General features: G+C 36.7%; 20 protein-coding genes and 2 pseudogenes. 11 read left to right on the forward strand and 11 right to left on the reverse strand.

Annotated features, from left to right (window positions below; translation table 11 throughout):
• Nucleotides 1–27: 27 nt before the first annotated feature.
• Nucleotides 28–438 (forward strand): hypothetical protein, encoded by a 411-nt coding sequence (locus H3Z85_13580; GenBank protein ID QPQ50492.1) that lies wholly within the window; start codon nt 28–30, stop codon nt 436–438.
• Nucleotides 439–587: 149 nt separating this feature from the next.
• On the opposite strand, the gene H3Z85_13585 is transcribed toward H3Z85_13580, so the two are convergent.
• Nucleotides 588–662 carry a PT domain-containing protein gene (locus tag H3Z85_13585; GenBank protein QPQ53896.1) on the reverse strand — a complete coding sequence of 25 codons (75 nt, stop codon included), beginning with the start codon at nt 660–662 and terminating at the stop codon, nt 588–590.
• A gap of 297 nt (nt 663–959) precedes the next feature.
• On the opposite strand from H3Z85_13585, the gene H3Z85_13590 reads away from it, so the two are divergent.
• From H3Z85_13590 to H3Z85_13600, 3 genes are all read left to right on the forward strand, one after another.
• Nucleotides 960–1,811, forward strand: coding sequence for an acyltransferase (locus H3Z85_13590; protein ID QPQ50493.1), 852 nt, complete (start codon nt 960–962; stop codon nt 1,809–1,811).
• 822 nt (nt 1,812–2,633) lie between these two features.
• Nucleotides 2,634–3,392, forward strand: coding sequence for a helix-turn-helix transcriptional regulator (locus H3Z85_13595; GenBank protein QPQ50494.1), 759 nt, complete (start codon nt 2,634–2,636; stop codon nt 3,390–3,392).
• A gap of 113 nt (nt 3,393–3,505) precedes the next feature.
• On the forward strand, nt 3,506–4,546 hold the full coding sequence (locus tag H3Z85_13600) for a L,D-transpeptidase (protein QPQ50495.1): 1,041 nt from the start codon (nt 3,506–3,508) through the stop codon (nt 4,544–4,546).
• Here the strand turns inward: H3Z85_13600 and H3Z85_13605 are convergent.
• From H3Z85_13605 to H3Z85_13615, 3 genes and pseudogenes are all read right to left on the reverse strand, one after another.
• A complete protein-coding gene (locus H3Z85_13605; protein ID QPQ50496.1) occupies nt 4,539–5,066 on the reverse strand; it encodes a hypothetical protein in 528 nt (175 codons plus the stop codon). The genes H3Z85_13600 and H3Z85_13605 overlap by 8 nt on opposite strands.
• Nucleotides 5,067–5,069: 3 nt before the next feature.
• Nucleotides 5,070–6,385 (reverse strand): annotated as a pseudogene (locus H3Z85_13610) (aspartyl protease family protein).
• A gap of 122 nt (nt 6,386–6,507) precedes the next feature.
• The gene (locus H3Z85_13615; protein QPQ50497.1) at nt 6,508–7,146 is read right to left on the reverse strand and encodes a phospholipase; all 639 of its coding nucleotides are present in this window, start codon (nt 7,144–7,146) and stop codon (nt 6,508–6,510) included.
• A 171-nt stretch (nt 7,147–7,317) separates the two neighbouring features.
• On the opposite strand from H3Z85_13615, the gene H3Z85_13620 reads away from it, so the two are divergent.
• Nucleotides 7,318–7,830 carry a hypothetical protein gene (locus H3Z85_13620; protein QPQ50498.1) on the forward strand — a complete coding sequence of 171 codons (513 nt, stop codon included), beginning with the start codon at nt 7,318–7,320 and terminating at the stop codon, nt 7,828–7,830.
• A gap of 44 nt (nt 7,831–7,874) precedes the next feature.
• Here the strand turns inward: H3Z85_13620 and H3Z85_13625 are convergent.
• Together H3Z85_13625 and H3Z85_13630 are read right to left on the reverse strand one after the other, a co-directional pair.
• Nucleotides 7,875–8,515 (reverse strand): annotated as a pseudogene (locus H3Z85_13625) (response regulator transcription factor).
• A complete protein-coding gene (locus H3Z85_13630; GenBank protein ID QPQ50499.1) occupies nt 8,505–10,499 on the reverse strand; it encodes a sensor histidine kinase in 1,995 nt (664 codons plus the stop codon). Before H3Z85_13630 ends, H3Z85_13625 begins: the two are co-directional and overlap by 11 nt.
• Nucleotides 10,500–10,787: 288 nt before the next feature.
• Here H3Z85_13630 and H3Z85_13635 point away from each other — a divergent pair, with 288 nt between their 5' ends.
• Together H3Z85_13635 and H3Z85_13640 are read left to right on the forward strand one after the other, a co-directional pair.
• Nucleotides 10,788–11,834 (forward strand): fatty acid desaturase, encoded by a 1,047-nt coding sequence (locus H3Z85_13635; protein QPQ50500.1) that lies wholly within the window; start codon nt 10,788–10,790, stop codon nt 11,832–11,834.
• A gap of 149 nt (nt 11,835–11,983) precedes the next feature.
• Nucleotides 11,984–12,490 carry an outer membrane beta-barrel protein gene (locus tag H3Z85_13640; protein QPQ50501.1) on the forward strand — a complete coding sequence of 169 codons (507 nt, stop codon included), beginning with the start codon at nt 11,984–11,986 and terminating at the stop codon, nt 12,488–12,490.
• A 196-nt stretch (nt 12,491–12,686) separates the two neighbouring features.
• Here the strand turns inward: H3Z85_13640 and H3Z85_13645 are convergent, their stop codons facing one another.
• On the reverse strand, nt 12,687–13,982 hold the full coding sequence (locus H3Z85_13645) for a tyrosine--tRNA ligase (GenBank protein ID QPQ50502.1): 1,296 nt from the start codon (nt 13,980–13,982) through the stop codon (nt 12,687–12,689).
• A gap of 153 nt (nt 13,983–14,135) precedes the next feature.
• Here H3Z85_13645 and H3Z85_13650 point away from each other — a divergent pair, with 153 nt between their 5' ends.
• Complete coding sequence (locus H3Z85_13650) at nt 14,136–14,696, forward strand: sigma-70 family RNA polymerase sigma factor (GenBank protein ID QPQ50503.1); 561 nt, start codon at nt 14,136–14,138, stop codon at nt 14,694–14,696.
• 95 nt (nt 14,697–14,791) lie between these two features.
• Here H3Z85_13650 and H3Z85_13655 read toward each other — a convergent pair whose 3' ends face one another.
• On the reverse strand, nt 14,792–15,430 hold the full coding sequence (locus tag H3Z85_13655; protein ID QPQ50504.1) for a hypothetical protein: 639 nt from the start codon (nt 15,428–15,430) through the stop codon (nt 14,792–14,794).
• Nucleotides 15,431–15,545: 115 nt separating this feature from the next.
• On the opposite strand from H3Z85_13655, the gene lipA reads away from it, so the two are divergent.
• Complete coding sequence (lipA, locus tag H3Z85_13660; GenBank protein QPQ50505.1) at nt 15,546–16,412, forward strand: lipoyl synthase; 867 nt, start codon at nt 15,546–15,548, stop codon at nt 16,410–16,412.
• A 141-nt stretch (nt 16,413–16,553) separates the two neighbouring features.
• Here the strand turns inward: lipA and H3Z85_13665 are convergent, their stop codons facing one another.
• A complete protein-coding gene (locus H3Z85_13665) occupies nt 16,554–17,459 on the reverse strand; it encodes a helix-turn-helix transcriptional regulator (protein QPQ50506.1) in 906 nt (301 codons plus the stop codon).
• Nucleotides 17,460–17,606: 147 nt separating this feature from the next.
• Between H3Z85_13665 and H3Z85_13670 the strand changes: the two genes are divergently transcribed.
• A complete protein-coding gene (locus H3Z85_13670; GenBank protein ID QPQ50507.1) occupies nt 17,607–18,806 on the forward strand; it encodes an MFS transporter in 1,200 nt (399 codons plus the stop codon).
• Nucleotides 18,807–18,897: 91 nt separating this feature from the next.
• Here H3Z85_13670 and H3Z85_13675 read toward each other — a convergent pair whose 3' ends face one another.
• A complete protein-coding gene (locus H3Z85_13675) occupies nt 18,898–19,278 on the reverse strand; it encodes an STAS/SEC14 domain-containing protein (GenBank protein ID QPQ50508.1) in 381 nt (126 codons plus the stop codon).
• A gap of 115 nt (nt 19,279–19,393) precedes the next feature.
• Between H3Z85_13675 and H3Z85_13680 the strand changes: the two genes are divergently transcribed.
• Complete coding sequence (locus H3Z85_13680; GenBank protein QPQ50509.1) at nt 19,394–20,599, forward strand: FAD-binding oxidoreductase; 1,206 nt, start codon at nt 19,394–19,396, stop codon at nt 20,597–20,599.
• A 129-nt stretch (nt 20,600–20,728) separates the two neighbouring features.
• Here the strand turns inward: H3Z85_13680 and H3Z85_13685 are convergent, their stop codons facing one another.
• Entirely contained in the window at nt 20,729–22,333 is a 1,605-nt protein-coding gene (locus H3Z85_13685; GenBank protein ID QPQ50510.1) for a DUF4139 domain-containing protein, read from the reverse strand.
• Nucleotides 22,334–22,444: the final 111 nt, after the last annotated feature.

Raw genomic sequence — 22,444 nt, forward strand, 5'->3', positions numbered from 1 at the left:
GATATTTTAGTCGTTAAAACAAAATCAATGTCGAGAGGAAAATTTATTCTGCTTTATATTCTTAAGACTTGGGGCATTTCCCTACTTATTTCTGTTATTTTTCTGATCATCTTTTTATATGTACTCCAAGGGGTAAAAGAACGTCCAAGAAATTGCGATATGAGTGGATTGGCTTATGTTTTTGTAGTTTTTTGGATAACATTTCTGAGTTCGGTTTCATTGAGCAGTCTTTTGTCACTTTTAAAACAGTTTCAAAAAGGAATAATGTCAGGTTTGTGCTGGTTTTTATTACCGGCAGTAGTGATCCTTTATTCTTTTTTTGCGATAACCAACGGAAAGATCAACGGGCAGGAAACTGTACTCTTTTTAATCTTGAATATTCCCTGGATACTGGTTTGGATATTTTATTATTACAGATTTACCACTGTATTCAAGTGACAATTTTTTACTTCAATTGTGAGCTATAGAATCCCGGCTGATAGAATTTTCTGCATCTGAGGTAGAAAAAAACCGATATTAAACTTATTGCTTGGCATTGAATGTTATGATGGAAGAGATCTCATATGATAAAGTAAACCTAACAGGTTTCAATAACCTGTTAGGTTGGTTGGTTGGTTGGTTGGTTGGTTGGTTGGTTGGTTGGTTGGTAAATGATTGCGGATATTAGTAGGTCAGTTGATTATTTACATAATGAATTCAAAGGGTAAAGTATCCTTTTCCTGAAGGTGGCTGTACAAAATAGGACGTCCCGTATGTATTTCCTGCCCGGAAAAAATCTGTTGACATAACATGAAAATGATATTTTGTCAAAATAATAGATAATCTATGCATCAATTCTTTAACAAATTATTAAATATAAATTGCTGTGTTTGGTTGATATTTTCTTTATATTATAGAGAAATAAGTGATTTTTTTAATTTAGTTTTGCGGTTTAGAACAGCAGCTAGAGAATTTTCAGGATGTTTACCAACAGAATAAAAGAGCTTATTTTCCGTGCATTTACGATAAAAATAGATTCAGAAAGAATTTTTGGACTGGACGTACTGCGTTTTTTTGCAATAGGCTTCGTCGTGATATCTCATGGTTTACATTATCTTCCTTATGCTGATTTTTTACTGAATTTTATGCTGGATGGGGTCACGCTTTTTTTTGTTTTAAGCGGTTTTTTGATCGGAGGGATATTAATAAAGATTTTAAACCGCAAATCCTTTGACAAAAAAGCATTGCTGAATTTCTGGATCAGAAGGTGGTGCCGAACGTTGCCCGCTTACTTTTTGGTTCTGGTTATTTTACTTATTTTGGATATCCTGTTTACTCCCGGGTTTTCCATCACTCATGAATTCAGATACTTTCTCTTCATTCAGAACTTTGCCTTTCCCCATCCTGAATTCTTTGCTGAAGCATGGAGCTTGAGTATTGAAGAATGGTTTTATTTATTAATTCCTATTTTTCTATATGTTTTGATCAGCCTAATGAAACGGGATGTACGGTCATCAGTACTTCTGGTTATCATTTTCATTATTCTTTTTACGACTTTGTTCAGACTATACCGTTATTCGGTATCAGATATTCCCCATGATCTCAATTTCTGGGATCTGAACTTCAGAAAACAGGTTGTCACAAGACTGGATAGCCTGATGTATGGCGTTTTGGGAGCGTATATAAAATATTATTATTCAAAAATATGGAATAGCTATAAGAAGAAACTGTTTTATGTAGGCCTGGTCCTGATCCTGATCAGTCAATTGTCTTTTATAGAATTGCTTTCTCACGCAGGGGACCTCTTTTTTCTGTATTTTCTTTTAGCGTGATGTCTGTCGGAACGCTCTTGCTTTTGCCCTTACTGAGCACTTATAAAGACGGACCATCTGTCATTTCCAAACCGGTAACCTGTATTAGCCTTATCTCATATTCGATGTACCTTGTCAATCTGACATTTATCCAGACATGGATTATAGGCCGGATGTTTGTTCATAAGCATATATTTCATTATTTCATTTCTTCTTCTTATGTTTTGTTTGCAGTATATCTTATCCTGTGTTTTATACTATCTTTCTTTTTATACAAGTATTTTGAAATTCCGACCACTCAGCTGAGAGATAAATGGGTAACAACCAAAAAAAACGTGACTCCATGTGACGACGGTCAGATCTTCTGATAAAAAAAATTACTGCCATAAGACAGTAAATAATGTTTTGTGATACGGTGCAGATCAGTGACTTTTAGTAACACAAATGTGTATTATTTAAAAGGCTGATCCTTTTGAGCTGCTGTAAATTCGGTCGGAATCACTTAGTATTTTGTATGGATAAGGTATCATTGTCTGAGTTTATTTTACGATAAAAACTTTAATTGACGAATCAACTTTGGCAGACCGAATTGTTGGTGCAGCTTCTTTATGTCATGGTTATGATTATATTGTAAAGCACTGCTGTTCTGAGTAATATTTTTTTTAAAAAGCATCAGAGTTCTCATTGAGCAGTTTTCTCCGTGTTTTCAAAGAAAGTACAATCATGAAAGCACTTTGCAAATGTAAAAGTCTTCATTTTGAAAAATACTACACTTTTGTGTAGATTTGTACTACGGATCTTAAAACTACTCTTTGGGGTAGTGCCTTGATGATACTAAAGAATATGAAAGAGATTGACCGGTTTTTTAACGATAAAAATGAAGTAAGCAAGAATGCCGAAATTGATTATAGTCAGTCCACAGATTATCTGGAGGGAATAAAAGCTCTTGCCCGGACTACATATCAGAGTTTATATGTCATTAACTACCAAACCAGGGGATTTGAATATGTATCTGAAAATCCGCTTTTCCTATGCGGGAAAACTTCAGAAGAAGTAAAGGAATTGGGATATGCTTTCTATTTTCAGAATGTGAAACCCGAAGATGTGGAAATGCTGATCAAAATCAATAAAGCAGGATTTGAATTTTATGAAACAATCCCTGTTGATGAACGAAAATTATATTCTATTTCTTACGATTTTTATCTTATCAACAGTGGAAAAAACCTTGTTCTGGTTAACCATAAGCTTACCCCCATGTTTCTTACCGAAGAAGGACAGGTCTGGAAGGCATTATGTGTAGTCTCTCTTTCTAACAGTAGCTCTTCAGGAAACGTTGTTTTGAGTAAAGAGGGAACTGATGTAATCTGGAAGTACGATCTCACCGAAGATATATGGGTGAAAAGTGAGAAAATCAGGTTGTCGTCAAGAGAGTATGAGATCTTACGCCTGTATGCGAGTGGAATGACAATTAATGAAATTTCCGGGAAACTTTTTATTACTGCAGATACAGTGAAATTTCACCGGAAAAAACTATTCGAAAAAATTGGAGTTAATAATATTGCGGAAGCGTTAGGATACGCTAAAACGAATAAATTACTATAAAACGCTGTTTTTTCTTACCGTTTTTTTACGGTATTTTTAATAATCTCTTTTGTGATTCAAATTTAGGTCTGATATTTGTACTGGGTAGCCAAACTAAATGACCTGATCTATTTATGAAGAACATATCTGTGAAAAAAACAATTTTATTTGCCTGCTTTTGTACCCTGTTTCTTATTTCATGTAAAAAAGAAATAGAAAAGGTAAGTGATACATTCAAAGAGACGGTTTCCGGATCTGATGTATCCGAAATAGAAAAAGATTCTGTAAAAAAAGATTCAGTACCTGCAGTAAAAAAAGAATCCGTTCCGCCGGTAATGCAGGAGAATGGTTTCTATAATGCCTTTGTCATTCCTAAAGACAAGAAGGTAAGAGATTCTGTATATTCTGCTTTCAGCAAAAAGTACAGCGTTGAAGAACGTACTGCTATTCTCGCTTTAAACAGGCTGGACTCCAAGAGTAAATGGAATGCCGATACTTTGGTTGTTCCGGCTAAAATAGATACAACTTTGATGGCCTACTCACCATTTCCGATGCAGCTGGATGTACTGAGCGGTGTGAAGAAATTCGTCATCTTTTCATATCCTATACAAGCTTTTGCCGTATATTCCAACGGAAGTCTTGTAAAATGGGGTCCTACAAGTATGGGTAAAAAAACAGCTCAAACGACCAGAGGACTTACTTTCGCCAACTGGAAAAAGAAGTTGTCTATTTCTACGGTAAGCACAGAATGGAAATTACCTTATAATTTTAATATTCACAATATCGGAGGAATCGGATGGCACGAATATACGCTTCCGGGATATCCGGCCTCACATTCTTGTTTAAGATTACTGAGAAAAGATGCCCAGTGGCTATATTCCTATGCTGATACCTGGATCCTTAATCCCGGAGGAGCTACGACAAAGGCAAAAGGAACAGCTGTGATGGTGTTCGGGGATTACAAATGGGGAGGGAGAAAACCTTGGAGAAAGCTTTTGGATGACCCTAATGCCAATAATATTTCAGTGGAAGAACTCACTAAATTATTAGAACCGGATGTTCCTAAGATGTTGAAAGAACAGGCAAACAGGGAAAAAGTAGCTGACTCTATTAAAACAGCAAGAGCAATGGCTCCGGCTGTTCAAAATAAAAGTGGAGATTCTTTGTCTAGGTAATTTTCTTTTCAAACTGTAAAGTAGATTCTTCAGCAAATTTTCTGAGTTTAAGCATCTCATCTTTCCCTTTATGTTGTCCAAATCTTGCAGCAGCATAAGTAAGAAGAATAAAAAATAACATGACAAAAGAAGCGCTCAGTGCCCAGGGGTACTCGGCGCTTTTTATTTGTTTTTCCACGTAATACATGGTAAAAAATGTCATCCAGAAAATAGAAAAAGAAAAATACAGGAACATAAAAAAAGTCCACACCGCTGAACTGGGACCAAATACTCCGCGGATCACCGTTTGTTCGTCCTCGATCTCTACCCGTAATGAGAGACGCGGTTTCCAATAGTTATCATACGGCGTTTCAACACTGATTGTTGCCACCTCCTTATTGATATTTCCCGAGAATTCATCTTGATGTTCTGCCAGATATTTTTTTAGATTTTCAGCATACTCTTCTTTTGTCAGATGAGTAAACATCTTAAACCTGGGCCGTGTTCTTATTTTATCTAACGTTGTTTCTTCTGTTTTCATATTCTATTCTTGATAAGGAATCGGATCTTCCAACGTAAACCTGATGGTCAGTATTTCGTTTTTTCGCTGGATTTCCATGTTGATACTTCGCCCTTCCTCGGATTTCATAAGTTCAATCATTCTTTCCAAAGTCATCTCAGAGGTCTTACTCCCGTTAATGCTGATAATACGATCATCCCTTTTAAACCTGCCTCATAGGCAGGTGAGTCTTTCCGTACTCCGGCAATAGAAAAGATGGGCTTTAAGGAAAACTTATACTGAATAGCATCCCTGTGTATGATATTGCCACCATCTGCATTCTGGGTTTCCACACTGATCTTGTCCGGTTGCCACTCTAAACCATCCTGCTTGAAATCCAATCCGCTCATATTAAAATGGAAGGGGTCGGTAAAATTCCTGTTTTTTTTCAAATATAACTTTTTGTTGGCATAATCAAAAATAACAGTAAACCGGCGCATGATTTCCCCGCCAATGGAACCTTTTCTGTCTTCTACTAAATTCACATGTTGAATAGAAAATTCGTCAGGCATTGCGGTAAGGGGTTTTTCAAATACAAAACTTCCCAGATAAAAATTGTGAATCCTGCTCCTTTTGCCATAGATGTCACCATTGAACCCGCGTCCCAGAAAATCCTCAATATTGGGTCTGTTGTACACGAAATCTTTAATAAGAGCCGGGAAAAGCCATATGGCATCACTATTCCCGAGATCAATCAGTAGTTTTGAGTCTTTTTTCTCTTTCGTCATTTCTACATCGGCGTGGAGATAGGGCTTATTTTTTTCAATAGTAATCGGAAATTCTTCAAACCTTCTGATTTTTTTTTGGAGAAGATCTATGCTTTCATATACGGTTATTTTCTTTGCCATATAATCGATGACAACCGGATGATCTTTAAAAAAATGATAACCGATGACTCCGTTGACCGGGATTCCTATGTGGGCTGAAATATTAAACTCTTCATTCATAATGATGTAGAGCGACATGGACGTATTGATGATAGCATCTCCGATACGAACTACATTCCGGTCAGATTTCAGACCATCCATACTTAAACTTCCTCCAAGACCCGAAAATTTTATTTTTTCAACATTTTTTAGGTTAATTTCTTTATTTTCCAGACTGAAGAGAATCGTTTCTGCAACTCCTGTATCAAGTAGCAAAGTAAGTTCGGCTCCATTGACGGTGACGGGAATAAAGATAAGATTGTTGATAAATTTAAATGGAATAACCGCTTTCTTGGCATTAATGAGTTCAAATGAGTTTTGAGCATACATGAAAATGCTGAAAAATAAACTCATCAAAAGAAGCTTTGGTTTCATTTACTGAATTTACTAAAATTATCTTTATCATAATAAAAAACCATTCCAAATACAGGAATGTTTGTATGAACTTCAATGAAGTGCTATGTTTTGTTGAGTTTTTTTGAATGGAGGATCTTTGGTTATTTGGAGAAAAACTCCATTAAATCCATATAATTTTTCTGATTAACCCCATGACCACTCATATATTCTCTGAAAGTGAAATAACAGCTCAGGTCATATAACAAATCAGCAGCTTTTCGCCCCCATTCCAATGGGATTACAGCATCATCCGTACCATGGGAGATAAAAAAGCGAAGCTTTTCCAGTTTCTTTTTATCCTTCACAATATGATCAAGAATCTTTTCTTCCGGATAGGCACTCATACAAGCCACATAATTAAACAGGTCAGGATATTGTAAAGCTAAAGCATAACATAATATTCCACCCTGGCTGAAACCGCATAAATGAGCTCTGCTTTCGGTAAGGCCATAATGATTGATGATTTTTAAGATGTTTTCCAATACTGCACTCAGAGATTCCTTTGCCTGCGGTAAATCAATAAAGCTTTCAGGATCATTAAAATTGATATCATACCATGAATATCCTTCAAACTGAGTATTTCTTGGTGCCCTGAAGCTGATGATAATCCAGTCTGCAGGAAGCGTTTCTCTGAAACTGAAAAGGTCCTGCTCATTACTTCCATAGCCATGAAGCATAAAAAGAATAGGAGTGTTCGGGGTAATATTTTCGGGTTCTCTTACTAGATAGTCTAAATTCATACAGCAAATATACTTAATAAATTATTTTGTAAATCTTAAGTTTTATTATTCATATATGGAATTCAAATGATCCTGTGTTGTCTATGTAATGATTATTTGAATGTACTGTTTTATTGGGTTTTATGTCTTGATTCGTAATTTTATTAATTTCATATTTTTTGTAAATTTCTAATGAAAATTTTACAAAAAAAATATTTTTATATTAATAAAAAACTTATATTTGGAACATTAAAAAATCTATTTGAAGAAATGAAGCAATTTTACAATTCAAAAAGTTTACTCAGACTTTCTCTTTTATTCGTTTTATTATTTTCTGTATTTAACGTGGTCAGTTCTTGTAAAAAAGATGACGATGACGACGGGTATAAAGACCATTTGGTTCAGTTTGAAGTGAAAACATCTGCTGGCGGAGAGATTATCGGTATCGCCACACAAGTCGGTACTACACAAAGTATGATGTTTAATACTCCTACAACACCTTTAAATTCACCATGGTCTAGTGGAGAATTCTTTGTAAACTCAAGTCAGGCCCAGCTCAATCTGGATGCTAATGCGAAATTACCGGCTGCGGATTCAGAATTGATTATCAACCTTTATATTGATGGAGAAGTTGTGAGAACAGTTAAGAAAAAAGGACAAGGAGAATTGGTTGCTTCAATTGACTATAGCTTCCTGGAACCTTAATCTTACTATGTATATAAAATAAAAACCGCTGATAAGCGGTTTTTTTATTCCTCTATCATACGTTGTTGTATAGCACGATTGATCAGTTCTGTTGAGTTTTTGGCCTGGAACTTCTGGAGCAGATTTTTGCGGTGAGTATCTACGGTAAGCGGACTTAAAAATAATTCTTCCGCGATGACATTACTCGTCTTTCCCTGCGCTACCATTTGCAGGATCTGTTTTTCCCTTTTGGTGAGTCTGGGAATGGGCAAGTCATTTTGTGACGGTGGCCGGCTGATAATATGCTTGGTTTCGTTACAGAATACAATATTTCCTGAAAGAGCTCCTTTAATGCATATGACCAGTTCATCTATCGAGGTATTTTTCAGCAAATAACCGCTGGCTCCATTTTGTATAGATTGCATAATGATGCTTCTCTCAGAGCGGTTGCTAAACATAATCACTGAGATTTCCGGTGATATTTTTTTAATTTCTCTGCAAAGCTCAGTACCATTGCCGTCAGGTAAGGCAATATCTAAAAGGATGATGTCCACTTTATGATTTTTCACAAAACTGATGATTTCTGAGCCCGATGTAAACGTTTCAGCAATATTAAAAAAGATTGGCTGCCCAGCATCATTTTCAATCCTTCAATCACAATGGGGTGGTCATCTACAATGACAATATTTATTTTTTCATTCTCCATCTATATTAAGTTCTATATTAATGGTTGTTCCTTGAGGATCGGAGTTGACTTCCATTTTCCCTTTCAGATAATTCACCCGGTTATTAAGATTTCTAAGGCCCAGACTTTTTGTAGTCTTTTCAATATCTTTATTAAATCCTTTTCCGTTATCTTCAATGGTGATGAGGAAACTTTCACGGGATTGAGAGCATTGCAGCAAAATACTGCTGGCCTGAGCGTGTTTTACCGCATTGGCCAGAAGTTCCTGTACAATCCTGTAAATATTAAGCTGGATACTTAAAGGAAGCTTTTTTTCAATATCCATAGGCTGAAAGTAAATATCGAGGTCTTTACGTGCATAAAACTCACAGAGATCACCCAATGCGGTCTCCAATCCGAATTTCAGGAGCGATTCCGGCATCAGGTTTCTTGCTACATGCCTGAGCTCCGTTACAGAATTATCCAATTGATTCAGGATTTTATAAAAATCTTTATCATGCTCCGGATTTAAATGATTGGATGACCAGGTTGAAAGGTTGATTTTAACTCCTGCCAGCATTCCCCCAAGACCGTCATGCAGATCTTTTGCAATGCGTTCCCGTTCTCTTTCTTCCCCGTCCAGAATTGCCTTGGTAAGGGCTAATTGTTCTTTTTGCTTAATGTCTTCTATTTTTTGCTGAAGATTTATTTCTTTTTGTTCAGACAGCTTTTTGTTCTTCTTATACAAAATGAACAGGAATATTAAAAGACTTAAAAAGAATAACAAAATGAGACTTAGCACCCATAAATAGGAGTCTTTTTTGTTGACCTCCATTTGCTTTTGGTTCTTTTCAGCATTCAGGAATGCTATTTTTTTCTCCTTTTCCAGAGCACTAAATTTAGTTTCCAGTTTATTGATTTCAAGTTTTACGTTTTCTGCATTCAAACTGTCATTTAACTTTGAATATTTCTTTTCCCACACTAAGGCCTGGCCGGGATTTCCCATAATTTCATTGATCCCTGACAGATGGCTGTATATTGTTTTTCTGTTATTAAGATCCTGGGCGAGCGTTTTTTCTGCCAGGATTTCTTCCAATAGATTTTTGGCTTCCTTATATCTCTTTAATTTTTTAAAAATGTCATATTTATGGAAGTAAAACATCTGCATCTGTAGTTTCTGATTGTATTTTTTAGCATATGACAATCCTTTTTCTATCATTTCTAATGCTTCTGTATGCTCCTGCAGACCTATAAAGTACAGGGCTTTGTTATAATAGTACAAAGTATTTGAAGATGATTCGCGATAAGGACGAACCATTTCTCCAGCTTTATTCAGAAACTGTTTTCCCGAACTGCATTTTGCCTGATAGCAATAATTGCTGCTGGTATTGAGGTACGCATAGAACAGCTCGGTGGAGTGAGGGGCATTTTTCTCAAGAATCTGAACCGCTTTTTCATTATAACTTTTTGCTTTTTCGAATTCGGCATTGTAGGTAAGCATCAGGGCAAGTTGAGTGTACAAAAAGCCGAGAACTTTAGTATCTCCGTATTTTTCTGCAGTAGGAATGCTTTTTTCAAGCATGGTTTTGATCAGGAAAGGATAGCCTTCCTTATTTTTTTGTACGATACCGTAGTTATACCAACTCATGGAAGTATACAGGGCGGCTTTTTTGCTTTTTAAAAGAGATAAAGATTTAATAGCTTTATCAAAGGATTCTGCTGCTTTTTCTTTGTTGACATCCTGATAATATTGCCCCTCATAATAATAGTAAAGAGCAGCTACAAATGGGCCGTTTCCGCCACTTTTCTTTCCGTTTTCCAGATAATTTCTGCTGAGAATTGTATCGGTATTTTTATAATAGGCGGATAACAGGAAGTACGTATGGGCCTGGGAAATATTGTTTACCTTATTGTTGGCGGAAGATCGCAGACTGTCTATATATTTTTTCTCATTCAGGGGAAACAATCCTTGTCCCTGTAATAAAGGGTGCAACAGAATATATAAAATGCACAGCAACCGTTTCATGGATCTTAATTTCAGTATGAAAAGTTTAGTTTTTTAGTAAATGTGAATATACTTAAAATAATAAGGATGAAAAATACCTAAAACTGGGTAGAAATGACAGGGAAAAATGGGCGGAATGACCAGCCGTGCTATGAGAGCATTAAATTAAAAATCCTTACTTGATCATCAGTCCTGATGTGATACAGATGAAAATAATATTAATATTTTGATGTGTTTGTTGTAATAATTTTCATTTATATAGATTTATATTTTTGAAATTATTAATTTCGTATTTAAAATCACAGTGTAGTGAAACATCAGGAAAAAACCAGCCTGATCAGGAAGGAGATTAATCAGTCCTATCAGCAACTCAAAGAAAGATATCCTTTGTTGAAAAAGCAGGATAGTATTGGATTGGGTATTTTTTTAGTCTCAATCGCAGCGATTATTAGTACTTCAGTCAGTTGGTCCCAAGCTGTTGTTCCAACATGGCTTATGATTATCATTAATGCTTTTTTTATGGGGATCCTTCATGAAATAGAGCACGATCTTATTCATTGGCTTTATTTCAGAAAACAGAAAGCGGTGCATCATTGTATGCTTTTTACAGTATGGATTTTACGTCCGTTAACTGTTAACCCCTGGATCAGGCGTACATTGCATTATCATCACCATAAATTCTCAGGAACATTGCATGATGTGGAAGAGCGGAGTGTAACCAATGGAGAACGATGGTCCGTTAAGCGATTGCTGATGACCCCTGACATTGTATTTGGAGGTCTGCTTCGCCTCCATCACATGCATAAGGATATGGACAGGGAAGTGGCAAGCGGCAATCTTAAAGAGGAAACTTCAGCTGCTTTAAAAAGAATTACTTTTTTAAGTATAATACCTGTGACCATTTTTGCCCATATTGTATTATATCTGTTTTTTGCAGACTTATTAGTAAAGCTGATCAACGTTCAGCTGGGGACAGATGTTAGTTTACCATACTACATTAATGGTCTGCTCAGTTCTCTGAATATAATAATTTACACCATTCTATTGCCTAACCTGTTGAGACAGTTTTGTTTGCATTTTATCACTTCCAATATGCATTATTTTGGAGATGTTGAAGAAGGTAATGTCATCGAGCAGACCCAGGTATTGAATGTTTGGTGGACTTTTCCTATGCAGCTGTTTTGTTTCTTTTTCGGGTGGACGCATAGTATTCATCATTTTGTAGTGAATGAAACCTTTTATGTACGTCATATCGGCCGGAAAAGGTCACATGAAGTGCTGAAGAAATATGGAGTGCGTTTCAATGACCTGGGAACCTTCAAAAGAGCCAACCGTTTCCGGGAACAGGCACAATAAGAGAATATTTACAGATTGATTTTTAAAAATCCGGTGAATAAACTACCCAAAAGCAGGTAGAAAAAAATACTTTTTTTTGATGATTGCGATGCCAAAAAATCTATGATAGTTTTGGAGGCAGAAACCATAATAGAAAACGTAATTATTACATGGAAAAAAGAATTTTTATACTGGGAATGGTATTCATTTTTAGTAGTATGTATGCACAGAGAATCCAGAAAGGGGAAGCACAGGTCAATGTGGATATTGGGGTGGCCAACGATTGGGGGATACCTGTTTCAGTAGGAGTAGATTATGCAGTGCACAATGATATTTCTGTAGGTATTCAGGCCAGTTATACTACTAAGAAATATACAGGTGATATTAAAGGCAGCTGGTTCGGAGCCGGGATCAATGGAAATTATCACTTTAATACATTACTTAAGATTCCCAACAAATGGGACGTATATGCAGGTGCAACACTGGCATATAACTCTTTTTCCTATAAATACAACGGATCAGACTACGATGATTTTGACGGAAAATCTTCAGGCGTAGGTTTTGCCGGACAGGTAGGCGGAAGATACTTTTTTACCAACAATCTTGCTTTTCATGTAGAGTTGGGAGGTGGAACAATAGCTTCCGGTGGCAAAGCAGGACTTACTTATAAATTTTAAATACGGCAATCAAGGTAAACAAATAATATTTTCAATAAAACTTTTCAGAACTTGCAATAATGAAAATTGATGTCAGGGCTAAAAATGACAATTTCTCAGGAAAGTACTGAAGTTTTTCACTACTTTTTTAACGGAATAAAAAAAGAGGCTGTCTCAAAAGACAGCCTCTTTTATGAAATAATATTTTTGTTTAAAGTTATTGAACTTTAATAATAAAGTAACTTTTTTTACCTTTCTGAAGCAATAAGAACTTACCGTCAATAAGATCTGTTTCGTTTGCTGTAAATGTGTCGTTTATCTTTTGTTTGTTCACAGAAATTGAATTGCCTTTGATTTCTCTCTGTGCCTCACTCTTCGATTTTAAGAATCCTGATTTTTCAGAAAGAAGATCAACAATACTGATTCCCAATACATCAGCTTTCGCCACTTCTTTTTGTGGAACGCCGTCAAACACTTCAAGGAAAGTTTCTTCATCAAGGCTTACAAGATCTTCAGCAGTAGATCGCCCGAAAAGAATTTCAGAAGCTTTAAGTGCCTTTTCGTATTCTTCTCTTCCGTGTACCCAAACCGTTACTTCCTCTGCAAGCTTCTTCTGAAGTTTTCTTTCATGCGGAGCTGTTTTATGCTCTTCAATTAAAGCTTCAATTTCCTCTTTTCCTAAGAAAGTATAGAATTTGATGAATCTTTCAGCATCCTCATCCGTTGCATTCAGCCAGAACTGGTAGAATTTGTATGGAGAGGTTTTCTTTTTATCTAACCAGTAGTTTTCTCCGCTTTCAGATTTTCCAAACTTGGAGCCATCCGCCTTAGTGATCAAAGGAACCGTCAGTGCAAAAGCTTCTCCTTGTGCTTTTCTTCGGATTAATTCTGTACCGGTAGTAATATTTCCCCACTGGTCAGAACCTCCCATCTGAAGCTTTACGTTATTGTTCTGATATAAATGAAGGAAATCATATCCCTGGATCAGCTGGTAGGTAAACTCTGTAAAACTCATTCCATCCGCACCGGATTCTCCTGAAAATCTTTTCTTTACAGAATCTTTGGCCATCATGTAGTTAACTGTGATGTTCTTTCCAACATTTTTTGCAAAATCAAGGAAAGAGATATTTTTCATCCAGTCATAATTGTTTACCAATTCAGCCTTATTAGGACCATTTCCGGCAAAATCTAAAAATTTTGAAAGCTGGTTTTTCAAACAATCCACATAATGTAAAAGTGTTTCTTCATCCAGAAGGTTTCTCTCCGCCGATTTTCCGGATGGATCACCAATCATTCCTGTAGCTCCTCCTACCAATGCAATAGGTTTGTGGCCATGCTGCTGAAAGTGCGCCAATATTTTTATCTGAATAAGACTTCCGATATGTAAAGAATCGGCCGTTGGATCAAAACCAATATATGCAGTAGTTACCTCTTTGTTCAGTTGTTCATCGGTTCCGGGCATCATATCGGCAAATAGACCACGCCATTTCAGTTCTTCTATAAAGGAATTCATTGATTTTTACTTTAAAATTTTACCGTGCAAAGATAGTAAATTCAGAAGGAAGAGAAAACGGTCAGAAAACTAAAATTGTAAGGATGGAAATTTCATAATTTGCTTCCCGCTTTCATTTGCCTTTTCGAGTCAAATGCTCTATATTTGTTATTAATGAACGACGAACAGCTATTCCTGCTCATCCAGAAGGCCAAGGAAAAAGACCAGAAGGCCCAGACTAAACTCATTAATATTTTTTGGGTGGATGTTTTCTCATTTGTGATGAAGAAGGTAAGGGATGAAAATGATGCAGACGAAATCACGGTCAATGTTTTTTCCAAAGTTCTATCAAAGCTTGACATGTTTGACCCGCATTTTCAGTTTAAAACATGGGTTCTGACCATTGCCCAGAATACAGTAATCGATTTCTGGAGGAAGAAAAACCGCGATAATGAAGATGCTGTTGAAAACCTTGATGAAGTCAAAAATCAATACGCAAAATCGCCCGAAGAGCTGATGATTTCTGATGAGGAGCAAAAGAAAATCATTAAAACCATAGAATCTCTCGATGCCAACTATCAGGACATTATCAAACTGAGATTTTTTGAAGAAAAAAGTATCAAAGAAATTGCCGAAGAATTGGGGATTTCTGTTGCAAACACAAAAGTACGCGTGATGCGCGCCAAAAAAGTCCTTGCCGAGTTGTTAAAGAACAATGAATTTGATGATAATTAAACCCAACCATTCAATGGAAACGGGCCTTAGCCCGCTTACTAAAAATTAAAATTCAAAATTGGCTTTAGCCAAAACTTAAATCTTCCGGCTTTTATTTACAGATAAACCTTTTCCTTCGTTTTTGGAAGTGTAAACTCTATATGTTCCTTCTGTCTTCTGTTTTGCAAGTTGAGTTTTATTCCTTTTTTGATGTACGTTTCCTGGGTAGATTTACCGTACTCTTCCGTATTTGCAACCTCTTTTTTGAAATTAAGCTGTCCTGTTGACAAGTTGAAATCTACTTCTGTGGAGTATTCTTCAGGTTTTCCGTACTCCGAAAAATACCCGATTAACTCAAATTGTCCGTTCTGAAAACGATATTTGTCGGTATGTCCCCATCTCCATGTGCTACCACCTGCCTGAGTAATCATTAAAATGCCTTTTTCAATAGTAGTATTCTGGTAAGGATCTCCCATCATACCACCGGCATTGCTTTCCAGGATCGCATGTCTTGATTTTTCAAGCACCGTCCATTTGCCTTTAACCTTTTTCAGAATCTGGATTTCACGGATATTACCGGATTCATCTTCACTTTCATCTTTTGTATTGTAAATAATTACTTTTTCAGGAATTTGATCCCCATCAAGGTCACCTTCTACAGTTTCAATAATGGTAGATCCGGCAGGTTGAAATTCTTTTTGGGCGAAGCATAATGCACTTCCAGTAACGGATAAAGCGAAAAGTATCTTTTTCATGGATAAAATTTTGTGGGCGAAATTTACAACGAAATTTTGAATTATTATTTCCATCAATATTTCCGGTAGATGGTTTCCATTAAAAAATCCTTAACTTTGAACTTCAATTTTAGAAATGGAAAATTCAGTTCAAGACACTACCGTTCAAAAACCAAAGTGGATCCGAGTAAAACTTCCTACCGGAAAAAACTACCGGGAGCTAAGAACTTTGGTTGATAAATATAAATTAAACACAATTTGCCAAAGCGGAAGCTGCCCAAACATGGGAGAATGTTGGGGAGAAGGTACAGCCACTTTCATGATTTTGGGAAATATCTGTACGAGAAGCTGCGGATTTTGTGGAGTGAAAACAGGAAAACCCCTGGATGTAAACTGGGACGAACCTGAAAAAGTAGCACGTTCGATCAAATTAATGAAGATCAAACACGCAGTGCTTACCTCTGTAGACCGTGATGACCTGAAAGATATGGGATCTATCCTGTGGGGAGAAACCGTCAATGCTGTGAGAAGAATTTCTCCGGGAACAACCATGGAAACACTGATTCCGGATTTCCAGGGAATTACAAAACACCTTGACCGACTGGTAGAAGTTGCCCCTGAAGTAATCTCTCACAACATGGAAACCGTAAAACGTCTGACAAGAGAAGTGAGAATCCAGGCTAAATACGAAAGAAGCCTTGAGGTTTTAAGATACTTAAAAGAAGCAGGACAAAGAAGAACCAAAACAGGTGTCATGCTTGGTTTGGGAGAAACAAGAGATGAGGTTTTCCAGACGATTGAGGATATCAGAAACGCCAATGTAGACGTTATTACCTTAGGACAATATCTTCAGCCGACTAAAAAACACCTTCCGGTGAAGAAATTTATCACGCCTGAAGAATTCGATGAGTTCGGAGATTTTGCAAGAAGTTTAGGATTCAGGCATGTTGAAAGTTCTCCTCTTGTAAGAAGTTCTTACCATGCAGAAAAACATATTCACTAAAAATAATAAAACCGCTCAACAATGAGTGGTTTTTTTATTGATCATAGGAGCGGGCTTTAGCCCGCTTTAAAAATGTAAAAAATTCATCCGGCTTTAGCCGAAACCTATTATTTCATCTAAAAATCAATTGTAATTTGTGGATTAAAATTCTTTATGGCATGATGATTCCCGTGTGATCACCCCAATTCTTCCATTGATTTCAATCGCTTTGAAATGTTTCTTTTTAAACTCCGAAGGCGTTTCACCGGTATGCTGCTTGAATAATTTGTTGAAATAGGAAAGGCTTTCAAAACCCACCTGAAAACAAACTTCCGTTATAGAATAATCTTTCAGCAAAAACACTTTGGCCTGATTGATCCTGTAATTATTGACAAAATCTGTAAACGTCATATTCGTCTGCTTTTTGAAATAACGGCAGAAGGCTGGCGTGCTCAGGCTCACAATTTGGGCAATCTCATTTACATTGGGCTTTTTATCATGATTTTCATGAATATAATCGTAGATCGTTCCCATTCTTATTTTATCATTCAAAAACCATTTGATCCTTGTATCTTCTTTGTTGAGTTCCTGTACTTCACTTGAATCAGCGAGGATTTGCAGTATCTCAATCAGTTCCATCAGTGATTCGAAAGAGCTTTTATCCCGCATCCGTTGAAGTTTCTCAACCACAATTCTTTTGGTTTCACCCGAAAATGACAGCGCCAGATATGATCTTTCCAAAAGATTTTTAATATTCTCAAACTCCGGAACAGGGAGAATAACATCGTGAAGGAAATTTTCCCTCATTTGCAATACCAGCTGATTACACTCTGTCTGGATTCCATAATCGAAATTAAGATGAGGTACATTGGCACCGATCAGCAGCAGATCACTATCCGTAAATCCTGAAATATTTTTTCCGACATGCCGGATTCCGTTTACGGCTTCTACATATACCAACTCTATCTCAGGATGGTAATGCCAGAAAAAACAGTTCTTAAAACTGGGTGAAAAAAGCTTGAATGATTTTCCTTTTTCAAACTCAATAACTTCTTTCTGGATTTTCATTTTGTTCTGTTTTGATTGTTTGTGGATTTAAATTTACATAAAAAGGTTAATGTGGAGCAAATTTTTATCATTTTAAAAGAAGTGAAATTCAATCTTTCTTTCGAATTTTGCACTTTCAAATAATGATTCAGAAAAAAGAACATACTCATGAAGATTGATAAAAGAATTATACCGCTGGCAATTGGCGGTTTAGGGATAGGAACAACGGAATTTACCGTGATGGGATTGTTGCCGGATATGGCAAAAACGTTACAGATTTCGATTCCGCAGGCAGGACACTTAATTTCTGCTTATGCCATGGGAGTTGTTATAGGGGCTCCTCTTCTGATAGGATATTCTGTAAAATTTCCACCTAAAAAGGTTTTGATGGCTTTCATGGTGCTTTTCACTTTATTTAACGGACTTTCTGCCGTAGCACCAGATTATACGTCAATGCTGATCATAAGATTTATGTCGGGACTTCCTCATGGAGCATTTTTTGGAGTCGGAACTGTGGTGGCGTCGAAGATGGCAGGAAAAGGGAAGGAGGCATTCTATATTTCCATGATGTTTACAGGGCTTACAGTGGCCAATCTGGCCATGGTACCTTTGGTAACTTATATCGGACATATCTACCATTGGAGATGGTATTTTGCTATTGTAGCGGTAATCGGGCTTTTTGCTTTATTATTTCTAAAATTATGGTTACCTAATATGGAAGCCAATCAGAATACCCACTTCCTGGAAGAATTGAAATTCCTGAAAAATAAGCAATCATGGTTGGTGCTGGGAATTACAGCAATAGGATTTGGAGGGCTGTTTACCTGGTTAAGCTATATTACTCCTTTGATGACGGGTATCTCCGGTGTGCAAAGTGATCAGATGGCTTATGTGATGGTTCTTGCCGGTGCCGGAATGGTGGTCGGAAATCTCGTGGGAGGACTTGTTTCAGACAAGCTTGGCCCTGAAAAAACTTGTGCTCTGTTGATTTTCCTGATGATGATTTCATTGACCGGAGTGTTTTTCCTCTCTGAACATCAGAATATTGCTTTTGTACTGACCTTTATGTGTGGCGCGTTATCCATGTCTATTGCAGCACCGATCAATATTATGATGATGAAAGCAGCCCCGAAAAGTGAAATGATGGCCGCCGCTTTTATGCAGGCAGGTTTTAACATTGCCAATGCCCTGGGAGCTTTTCTTGGTGGAATTCCATTGGAATACGGATTACCCTTCAACTATCCTTCGCTGGTAGGAGTAGGAATGACATTTATCGGGTTGGCAATAAGTGTACGATATATGTATGTGTACGGTAATCATTCTGGCGAAGAAGAAACTGTAGCAGAATGTGTGTCTTGCGATAAATAAACAGAAAGTTTTGATCAGAAAGATAAGAAACTGAATGCAAAAGCAGCTGATTCACTATGAACCAGCTGCTTTTCTTTTGTATAAAATAATGTTATGCCTCTACTTCATCTCCATTTTTGCACCAGTAGAGCGCATTGTATAAGTTTTCTTTTGGGAAAGATTTAAACTCTCCCGGCATTACAACGCTGAAAATGTCTGTGAAATTCTGTACGCCTTCTTTATCCGTTACAATTGCCGTACGATTCCATTTGGTAAGATTCGTTAATCCCAGTAAAACATCTTCAAGCCATGCCCCCATGGTAAACTTATCCAGATCGGTATCCAAATACAATAAGTAATTCAGTTCGCCAAATTGATCTACTTTCTCTTTGACACGCGGAATTACCAATTTTTCAAAATCTTCTTTCGTCACTTCTCCCGTTGCATTGAATGCTGCAACATTCTCCGGAGCTTCTGGAATAATTGTTATCATAGTCAATATTTTATGGTGGTTTAGTTATAGGTGCCAACAATAATTACACCAATGAACGCTCGTGTGGTAGTTAAAATATTCACAAATATTCCTATTTTAGTTCAAAATATTAATTATGGATTTGAAATCGAATGAACCTTTCTGGCTTTTAAAAAATGGATTAATCGCCTCATACCCGTCTCTAAAATCCGATGAGGAATGCGATGTCCTCATTATTGGTGGCGGAATCACCGGAAGCCTGATTGCCCATCAAATGATTAAAGATGGATACCATACGATTTTAATTGACCGACGCGAACTTTGCAACGGAAGTACGTCTGCCACCACTTCAATGTTACAATACGAAATAGATGTTCCTCTTTTTGAACTGATTGAGAAAATCGGTAAAAAAGGAGCCATTGAAAGTTATAAAGCATGTTCTGATGCAATTGACCGGGTAGAGAAACTGGCAGGGCTCATTAAGTCTGATGCCGGATTTAAACGGAAGAAGTCATTGTATTTCGCTTCCAAAAAGAAAGATACAGAATGGCTTCAAAGAGAATATCAGGCAAGAAAGGACGCGGGATTTGATGTGAAATGGCTCAAGAGTGAACAGGTTTTAAAGCAATTCGGATTTGAAAATACCTACGGCGGAATCCTATCCAAACAAGGAGCGAGCATCGATGCTTTCCGATTTGCTCATGAATTGTTCAGACACAATGTAAAGAAAGGTTTGAGAATCTTTGATAAAACCGAGATGGTGAAAGTACAATATCACAAAGGTTTTAATCTCGTTTCAACGGATAAAGGATATCAGATTAAAACAAAAAAAATCATCTATTGTATCGGCTATGAAAGTAAAAATCTGATCAAAGAAAACTTTGTGGATTTGAAAAGCACCTATGCTGTAGTTTCTGAAATCGACAATGATAAATTTAAAAATATCAGCAATACATTGGTCTGGAATACTGATGATCCCTACATTTATATGCGAACCACAGATGATGGCAGGCTTCTTATCGGCGGAGGTGACGAAGATTTTTATGATGCTGAAAAACGGGATTCCCTACTAGAGAAAAAGGAAAAGGAAATTATAAAATCACTTAAAAAAATAAAACCTGACTATCATTTCTACCCTGATTTTGTCTGGGCCGGAACTTTCGGAGAGACAAAAGACGGGTTACCCTACATCGGTGAACATGAAAAATTTAAAAATTCATATTTCGTCCTTGGCTTTGGCGGAAACGGGATTACCTTTTCAGCAACAGGAATGGAAATGACTTCTCTGTTTATGAAAAATAAGAAACATCTGTTATCAAAGTATTTTAAATTCGGAAGATAGCAGAAACAGTCGTTGTATGCCTTCGCTTAGAAAGAATCAATTTCATTGATCAACTCTTTGTTTCTTAAAATATAAAGCATATTAAAAAGTAAAAGGTGGCTTCAAAAACTGAGGCCACCTTTTTTAGCATTATCTGTTATAATATTGTATCTGCATGTCTTTCGGATATTTTACTTCATAGGAGAAGTTGATTTTATCCGATCCTCCGGAACCGATATTCTTATTCCACAGGATGCTTCCTGTTTTCTCATCGAGATTTCCACCACCGGAATCAATGGCTTTTACCTGGATTTTGGAATTTTCACTGATCGGAAGCTGATCAAGAATTTCCAACTCAATATTTTCTTTGGTATTATTTCTAATGTTGATCTGATACGATTCATTTTCCCATTTATTAGAATTCATCGCTTTTTGAGAAGTTTTATCTTCGAGCTTGATTCTCTTAACGGTAATTCTTTCATCCACACCAAGCGAAATCGGGAACTCATCTTTTACGTAATTGTTTGTCATGGTTGTTTTTCCGATATAATTATCTTCAAAATAAATATTTGCTTCTCCGTTGATCAGGTTAAGGTTCTGCCAGTTTTTTACAAAAGCCATGAGAAACACATGATTATTAATCTTAGGAACCGTGTGATATTTATAAGTAGCATCAATTTGTCTTTTATCGAGAATAACATACTGCTCTTTTTCCTGGCTCAGAATCGTTTGGTTATAATTCAGTTCATACATCACGTTCATCTGATTGTCAGAAACAGAAGCAACCGGGATTTGGCTTGGTTTTACAGCGATGTCTTCTCTCATCTGGTATGCATTCACTGCAGCAGTTTCTTTTTTAAGCCTGTAGCTTGAAGCTATTTCGACCTGTGGACTGTAAGGTGTATATTCCGCGACATATAAAGGTGATAGTATAGGACGATCCTGATTATACGATGGTCTGTATGTGGAAACAAAAAGTTTCACATTCTTCCAGTCCTGTCCGGTTTTTTGGTAGATTTTTCCTTTGTACACCATTTCAAGAGGTTTTTTTACAGATTGTGCCCGGAGGTCATATGACGGAACCCAGCCGGCATCAGAAACAATATAGCTTACCCCAAGATTCAGATTGGTATCATTATCAGCCAGGATTTCCAGTAAAAGTTCCTTTCTGTTGGTGTTTTTGTGGGTTTGTTCTTCAGCAGATTGTTGATCAATCTTTGCGATGCCTTCATCCAAAGTTGTTTTTTGTTCATTTAACAGGAAAACCTGATTATCGATTTCAAGCATTCGTTTTCTGTAGAACTCTGTAAGCTTGATGAGTTGTTCCTGTGGAGTAGATTTATCGTTTGTCGAAATTTTTAGATTATCATTGATGATAGTTTGCTCCCCGGTCAGGTTTTTAATCTGAATATTCAGCAGACTGGCCTGTCGCTGAAGTTTTTTCCTTTCCTCATCCAGTTTCTTTTCAGCACCGGATAATTCATCTGTTTTTAAAAAATTACTTTGTGGAGTAATGGAAAGAAGGGTCGTATTTTTTTCAAGATTGATTTTGTAGGTATTCTCATCCAGATTGTTGGGTAGATTGACAATTCTCACCATATTTCGTCCTTTTTGAAGGCTGACACTGGTACTGCCATATACTTTTGCTCCCTGAAGGAATACAGTGGCCTGCTTCACTTCAATTTCCTGTTTGATTTCCTGGGCCGTGATCAGTGAAACCGAAAATGTGATCAGTATTAAAAGATAGCGTTTCATCGTTTATTATTTTAAATTATACTGTAAAATTATCCCTAAACAAGTCTGAAAACTCGGGAACTTGGTGAAACTGTACTTTGACTTGGTGAGTTTTAGAACAACATATTATCT

This window comes from Chryseobacterium indologenes, from assembly GCA_016025055.1.
Lineage (GTDB): Bacteria > Bacteroidota > Bacteroidia > Flavobacteriales > Weeksellaceae > Chryseobacterium > Chryseobacterium indologenes.